The organism is Pseudonocardia xinjiangensis, assembly GCF_012911925.1.
GTDB classification, from domain to species: domain Bacteria; phylum Actinomycetota; class Actinomycetes; order Mycobacteriales; family Pseudonocardiaceae; genus Pseudonocardia; species Pseudonocardia xinjiangensis.
In genome coordinates this window covers 26,409-32,969 of record NZ_JAAXKY010000081.1, presented here as the reverse complement: position 1 = coordinate 32,969, position 6,561 = coordinate 26,409, and the positions used below count along the sequence as shown (strand labels likewise).

8 protein-coding genes are annotated in these 6,561 nt (G+C 72.0%); 6 read left to right on the top strand and 2 right to left on the bottom strand.

Annotated elements, in window-relative coordinates; genetic code table 11:
- The coding region (locus HF577_RS22700; RefSeq protein ID WP_169397952.1) for a hypothetical protein at positions 1-189 on the top strand (189 nt) is incomplete at its 5' end.
- Between the two features lie 103 nt (positions 190-292).
- Positions 293-2,665, top strand: a complete 2,373-nt coding sequence (locus HF577_RS22695; protein WP_169397951.1) for an HAD-IC family P-type ATPase — start codon at positions 293-295, stop codon at positions 2,663-2,665.
- A gap of 12 nt (positions 2,666-2,677) precedes the next feature.
- Here the strand turns inward: HF577_RS22695 and HF577_RS22690 are convergent, their stop codons facing one another.
- Positions 2,678-3,472 carry an N-acetylmuramoyl-L-alanine amidase gene (locus tag HF577_RS22690; protein WP_407692231.1) on the bottom strand — a complete coding sequence of 265 codons (795 nt, stop codon included), beginning with the start codon at positions 3,470-3,472 and terminating at the stop codon, positions 2,678-2,680.
- Between the two features lie 138 nt (positions 3,473-3,610).
- On the opposite strand from HF577_RS22690, the gene HF577_RS22685 reads away from it, so the two are divergent.
- Complete coding sequence (locus tag HF577_RS22685) at positions 3,611-3,955, top strand: YbaB/EbfC family nucleoid-associated protein (RefSeq protein WP_312859301.1); 345 nt, start codon at positions 3,611-3,613, stop codon at positions 3,953-3,955.
- Positions 3,956-3,958: 3 nt separating this feature from the next.
- Positions 3,959-4,576 carry a recombination mediator RecR gene (gene recR / locus HF577_RS22680; protein WP_169397949.1) on the top strand — a complete coding sequence of 206 codons (618 nt, stop codon included), beginning with the start codon at positions 3,959-3,961 and terminating at the stop codon, positions 4,574-4,576.
- Positions 4,577-4,684: 108 nt separating this feature from the next.
- Here recR and HF577_RS22675 read toward each other — a convergent pair whose 3' ends face one another.
- Positions 4,685-4,873 (bottom strand): hypothetical protein, encoded by a 189-nt coding sequence (locus tag HF577_RS22675; RefSeq protein ID WP_169397948.1) that lies wholly within the window; start codon positions 4,871-4,873, stop codon positions 4,685-4,687.
- A 403-nt stretch (positions 4,874-5,276) separates the two neighbouring features.
- Between HF577_RS22675 and HF577_RS22670 the strand changes: the two genes are divergently transcribed.
- Positions 5,277-6,149, top strand: a complete 873-nt coding sequence (locus HF577_RS22670) for a helix-turn-helix domain-containing protein (protein WP_169397947.1) — start codon at positions 5,277-5,279, stop codon at positions 6,147-6,149.
- A gap of 135 nt (positions 6,150-6,284) precedes the next feature.
- Positions 6,285-6,473 (top strand): DUF397 domain-containing protein, encoded by a 189-nt coding sequence (locus tag HF577_RS22665; RefSeq protein WP_169397946.1) that lies wholly within the window; start codon positions 6,285-6,287, stop codon positions 6,471-6,473.
- Positions 6,474-6,561: the final 88 nt, after the last annotated feature.

Below are 6,561 nucleotides of genomic sequence, written 5' to 3'. Positions count from 1 at the left end.
GACGACGGCGAACCGCTCCCGCCCGAGCCGCCCGAGGAGGAGCCACCGCCCGACGACGAGGAGTCGATGATCGCCGAGGCGGCCACCGCCCCGGTGGATCTGCCCGTGGAGCAGCGGCGCGACCCCGAGGAGGCGGCGATCGAGCTTCTGAGCGCGCAGCTGGGAGCCCGGGCGATCGACCGGCGCTGACCCGCCGCGGTGGCGCAGACCCGGGTGCGCCACCGGGTGCCATCGCGTCGGTGAGCGGGCGTCCGGGCGGGCGGCAACCGCGCTCTGCGTAGGCTGCCGCCACGTGGCCGATGGACAAGTGCAGACCGACGTCCTCGTCGGGCTGACCGCCGATCAGGTCGCCGCCAGGGTCGCGGGCGGCCACACCAACGACGTCCCTGCCCGGGCCAGCCGCAGCGTCGGCGAGATCATCCGGGCCAACGTGCTCACCCGGTTCAACGCCATCGTGGGTGTGCTGTTCGCCATCATCCTGGTGATCGGGCCGATCCAGGACGGCCTGTTCGGCTTCGTGATCATCATCAACACGCTGATCGGCATCGTGCAGGAGGTGCGTGCGAAGCGGACGCTCGAGCGGCTGGCGATCATCGGGGAGGCCCGCACCCGGGTGCGACGCGACGGGGCATCGATCGAGCTGTCACCGAGCGCAGTCGTGCTCGACGACGTCATCGAGCTCGGGCCCGGCGACAAGGTCGTGGTGGACGGCGTGGTGCTCGCCTCGGACGGTCTCGAGGTGGACGAGTCGCTGCTCACCGGCGAGTCCGACCCGGTGCACAAGCAACCCGGCGACCAGGTGCTCTCGGGGAGCTTCGTGACCGTCGGCACCGGCGCCCACCAGGCCACGAAGGTGGGGCGCGAGGCCTACGCGGCGAAACTGGCCGAGGAGGCGAGCAGGTTCAGCCTCGTCGACTCCGAGCTGCGGTCGGGCATCAACCGGATCCTGCAGATCGTCACCTACCTCATGGTGCCGGCGGCTGCGCTGATCATCTGGAGCCAGCTCCACACGGTGGGCGCCGACATCGACGACGCGCTGCGCGGGATGGTCGCCGCGCTGGTGCCGATGGTGCCCGAGGGGCTGGTGCTGCTCACCAGCATCGCGTTCGCCGTCGGGGTGGTCCGGCTCGGCCGTCGGCAGTGCCTCGTCCAGGAGCTGCCGGCCATCGAGGGCCTCGCGCGGGTCGACGTCGTGTGCGCCGACAAGACCGGCACGCTCACCGAGAACGGCATGCGGCTGGCCAGGGTTCAGCCGTTGCGGGGGATGTCGGAGGACGGCGTGCTGCACCGCTCGTTGGGTGCGCTGGCCGCCGCCGATCCCCGGCCCAACGCGAGCCTGGCAGCGGTGGGCGAGGGGTGCCCGTCGCCCGGCTGGACGGTGTCGGCGACGGCGCCGTTCTCGTCGGCCCGCAAGTGGAGCGGGGCGAGCTTCGGTGCCGACGGCGACTGGGTGCTCGGCGCCCCTGACGTCCTGTTGCCCGCAGACAGCCCCGAGCGGGCGGAGGCCGAGCGGGTGGGCGCCGAGGGCCTGCGGGTGCTCCTGCTCGGCCGCTCCGACCGCCCGGTCGACGCCGCGACGGCGCCCGGCACGGTCGAGCCCGCCGCGCTGGTCGTCCTCGAACAGCGGGTTCGGCCCGAGGCGGCCGGCACGCTCGCCTACTTCGCGGCGCAGGACGTCGAGGTCAAGGTCATCTCGGGGGACAACGCCGTGTCGGTCGGCGCGGTGGCGGCGTCGCTCGACCTGCCGCATGCCGGCGCCCCCGTCGACGCCAGGCAGTTGCCGGCGGACCGGACCGAGCTGGCCGGCGCGCTCGAGCGCAGCACGGTGTTCGGCCGCGTCACCCCGGCGCAGAAGCGCGACATGGTGGGCGCTCTGCAGTCGCGCGGGCACACCGTCGCGATGACGGGCGACGGGGTCAACGACGTGCTCGCGCTCAAGGACGCCGACATCGGCGTGGCCATGGGCTCGGGAAGCCCGGCCACCCGTGCCGTCGCGCAGATCGTGCTGCTGGACAACTCGTTCGCGACGCTGCCGCACGTCGTCGCCGAGGGGCGGCGGGTGATCGGCAACATCGAGCGCGTCGCCAACCTGTTCCTCACCAAGACCGTCTACTCCGTGCTGCTGGCGATCCTCATCGGCGTGGTCGAGGTGCCGTTCCCGTTCCTGCCCCGGCACCTCACGCTGATCGGCGCGCTCACGATCGGCATCCCCGCGTTCTTCCTCGCGCTCGCGCCGAACACCGAGCGTGCTCGCACGGGGTTCGTGCGCCGCGTGCTGCGGCTCGCGCTACCGGCGGGGGTGATCACCGGGCTGGCCACCTTCGTCACCTACCTGCTCGCCCGGGCCGACGCGACGGCCACCCCGGTCCAGCAGAGCACCGCTGCGGTGGTGACGCTGTACCTCGTCGCCACGTGGGTGCTCGTCGTCGTCGCCCGTCCGTTCGTGTGGTGGAAGACGGTGATGATCGCCGCGTCGATCGTGGCCTTCTGCTACGCGCTGTTCCTCCCGATCCTGTTCGGGCAGGACTTCTGGCAGCTCGACCCCGGCCACCGCCCGACGATGCTGCTGGCGCTCATGGTGGCGGCGGTGGGCGCGCTGCTCGTCGAACTGGCAGCGCGGGTCAACCAGCACATCGACGCCCGCCGCGCCCGTGCCGCTGCCTGACCGGCGGAGCGGTCAGCCGGGGCGGTGCAGGTAGGCCAGCACGCCCTGCGCCAGCGCACTCGCGTACCGGGCCCGGCCTTCGGGGCTGCTCACCAGCGCGGCCTCGGCGGGGTTGCGCATGTTGGCGCACTCCACGAGTGCCGTGGGGCGGGTGGCGAGGTTGAGCCCGGCGAGGTCGGACCGCGGGGAGAGGCCGTCGCGGCCGATGTAGTTCGAGTCCACGAAACCGGCGCTGCGCATGGCGTCGCGCAGCGCCACCGACAACTCGTGCGCCGGCGCTTCCTGCGCCGGGTTGAGCGGCGGGTCGGAGTACGCCACGTGGAAGCCGGCTCCCCGAGCGGGGGCGCCGTCGGCGTGGATGGAGACGATGGCGGCGGCCCCCGCGCTGTCGCCCGCCCGGCCGCGTTCGTCGACGCAGGGGCCGACGCCGTCGTCGTCCGTGCGTGTCATGACGACCCGGACGCCCGCCGCGGTGAGCTGCTGCGCCACCCGCGATGCGACGTCGAAGTTGAAGGCGTGCTCGGGATATCCCGCATCGGTCTGGGTGCCGGTGGTGTTGCAGGCCTTCGTGCCCCCACGCCCGTCGGGTACCTGGCGGTTGATGGCTGCGAGGTTCCGGGAGTTGCGGCCGTTGTGACCCGGGTCGAGCACCACCACGGGCGGCGCGACGGAGACGGGCGACCGGGCCCGTGCGGCGGACGGCGCCGAGCCGGCGGCGGGAAGGGGCACCTGCGGCGGGGGCGTCGCGCAGCCACCCAGCACCGCCGCCAGCGCGACGCCGCAGAGCCACAGGCGGGAGGTGCGCACGACCCTCAGCGTGGCACGGTGGCCGCGGCGCCACGCCATCTCCCCGCCTGAGGGCGTCGATGTGCTGCGGAAGCGTTAGCCTTTTGCCCTGAGCCGGCCGCGTCCGACGCGCCGGGCACGACTGCGAGGAGACCGCTGGTGCAACCGGGTCAGCCCGACATGCAGATGATCCTGCAGCAGGCGCAGAAGATGCAGGAGCAGCTGATGGCCGCCCAGGCCGAGCTGGCGGAGGCCGAGGTCATCGGCCAGGCCGGCAACGGACTGGTTCAGGTCACCACCACCGCCGCGGGCGAGGTGCGTTCCGTACGGATCGATCCGAAGATCGTCGACCCCGACGACGTGGAGACCCTGCAGGACCTCCTCGTCGGCGCGCTGCACGACGCCGCGCGGGCCGCGCAGGAGATGCAGGCCGAGAAGATGGGGCCGCTGGCAGGCGGTCTGGGCGACGCCGCAGGCGGCCTCGGCCTTCCGGGACTCGGCTAGCCCGTGTTCGAGGGACCGGTCCAGGACCTGATCGACGAGCTGGGCCGGCTGCCCGGAGTGGGGCCGAAGAGCGCTCAACGGATCGCCTTCCACCTGCTGGCGGCCGACCCCGTGGACGTGTCGCGGCTGCAGGAGGTGCTGCAGAAGGTCAAGGAGGGCGTGCGGTTCTGCGAGGTCTGCAGCAACGTCTCCGAGCGGGAGCGCTGCCGGTACTGCTCCGACGCGCGCCGCGACCCCACGATCGTCTGCGTCGTCGAGGAGCCGAAGGACGTGCTCGCCGTGGAGCGCACCCGCGAGTTCAAGGGGCGCTACCACGTGCTCGGTGGTGCTCTCGACCCGCTCGCGGGCGTCGGGCCGGACGGCCTGCGGATCCGTGAGCTGCTCGCCCGCCTCGGTGGCACCGGTCCGGCCCAGGACGAGACCGACATCGCCGAAGTGATCATCGCGACCGACCCCAACACCGAGGGCGAGGCCACCGCCACCTACCTGGTGCGGCTGCTGCGCGACTTCCCCGGCCTGTCGGTCACCCGGCTGGCGTCCGGTCTGCCGATGGGCGGCGACCTGGAGTTCGCCGACGAGCTCACCCTCGGTCGCGCGCTGTCCGGCCGGCGCGCCCTCTGACGGGCCGACGCGGTGGCCGGCCCGCCCGGGCCGAGCACCGCGGCGGCGCCGGGACTGCAGAGCCCGGCACCGCCGCCGCCGCGATCACCCCCCGGCGACCGCGCCGCGTCAGTCCTCGTCCCATGACTCGGCGTCGTGGTCGTCGACGCCGTGGTACTCGGGCTGACGGGCCTCCCATTCCCGCCGCCGCTCTGCCGCGACCTCGCGCCAGGAGCGGGCGTGCACGTTGTCGATGATCCCCACGGCGATCGCGATCGCGACCATCACGCCGACCCCGGCGACGATCACGGCGATCATGGCGACCACCGGCCTCGGTGGACGGCCACCCCGTGGGTGCTGTTGCTCCTCGTTCTTCCGTTGGTCATCACCGTCTTGCCCCTTCCCGTTGCAACTCACTCCGACTGGTTGTCGGACAGTGGGGGATCCCGGGTTCGAACCGGGACGGGATGCAGACGCTCCGGGTCCCGGAGCGGCCGCCGCATGGAACGCGGGACAGTCGAACCCAGGACGGGGGAAGCAGCGGAAGGTAGGTGATCACTGCGGCCTCCTCTCCTGGGAGCCGCGGTCGGCGTGGTGAGTACCGCAACCGACCTACGGATGCTTAGATTGCCTGAAGACAGTGCGTCATGCAATTGCAAAGCTGCGGGCGGCGCTCTGATCACCCGGCCGCAGCAATGGTGGACCGGCGATCAGGAGAGGCATGGCTGCACCGCAGAGCCCCGTCGGGTCCCGTCGCCGGCTGGGAGCCGAGCTCCGGCGTCTCCGTCTCAAGACCGGGCTGACGCTCGACGAGGTCGCCGAGCAGATGACCTGTTCCACGTCCAAGATCTCGCGGCTGGAGACGGGGAAGGGCATCCCCAAGGTGCCCGACGTCCGCGAGCTGATGCGGATCTACGGCGTCACCTCCGACACCGAGCGCGACATGCTCCTGCGGCTCGTCCGGGACGGGCGGCAGCACGGCTGGTGGGAGCCGCTCACCGACGGCGTGGCGCCGGAGCGGTTCGTGATGGACTCCCCCAGCCGGTACGCCGCGCTGGAGAGCGACGCGACGATAGTGCGCTCGTTCGAGGTGACGCTCGTGCACGGGCTCCTGCAGGCCCAGGACTACACCCGCACGGTCCTGTCGATCCTGCTTCCCCACCATTCCGCGGAGGAGATCGACCGGCTGGTGGAACTGCGCCTCAAGCGGCAGGAGGCGTTGCGCCGGACTGACCGCGCCCCGCTCCAACTCGTTGCTGTGCTGGACGAGGCGGTGCTGCAGCGGCCGGTCGGGGGAGCCGGGGTCTGGGCGGCACAGGTCGAGCACATCCTCGAGATGGCCGACCTCCCGACGGTGACCGTCCGCGTGCTGCCGTTCGGCTCGGGGCTGCTCCGGGCCCACTTCGGCCGCTTCTCGCTGCTCGAGATCCCCGAAGAGCTGGGTTCCGACGTGGTCTACATCGAGGGCCAGGCGGGGGAGACCTTCCTGGACGTGAGGTCCGATGTGGACCACTACCGGGCCGTCTTCGCCGATGTCCTCCGGAATTCACTCTCGCCGGGGGAGTCGCGGAAGGTCATCAGCGGTTACCGGTGAGGGCGACTCCCCTTCTGGAGGGTCCCAAGTGGACGGTATGTTCACGCCGACACTCCCCTCGTCATCCGCCCAGGAGAATCGTACGGGGGTCAGTGGTCGTTTATTTGGGAAGCGCACTACCTCAGGAAGGCCCCTGTGATTCAGTACCAGATCAGCAGCTACTGCAGTGGCGGCGCTTGCGTCGAGGTCGGACGCTCGCCGGAGGGGCCGGTCGTGGTGCGTGACAGCAAGGACCCGGAGCGCGGCACGTCGCTCGTCTTCACCCGCGAGGAGTGGACGGCGTTCGTCGCCGGCGTGAAGGCCGGGGAGTTCGACCTGGCGTGACGGGCAGTCGCGGGGAGGGGTCGTTCCGGACAGGGACGGCCCCTCCTCGCGTTCGCGGAGGGTGCGGCGACCACACGGGGTAAGGGCG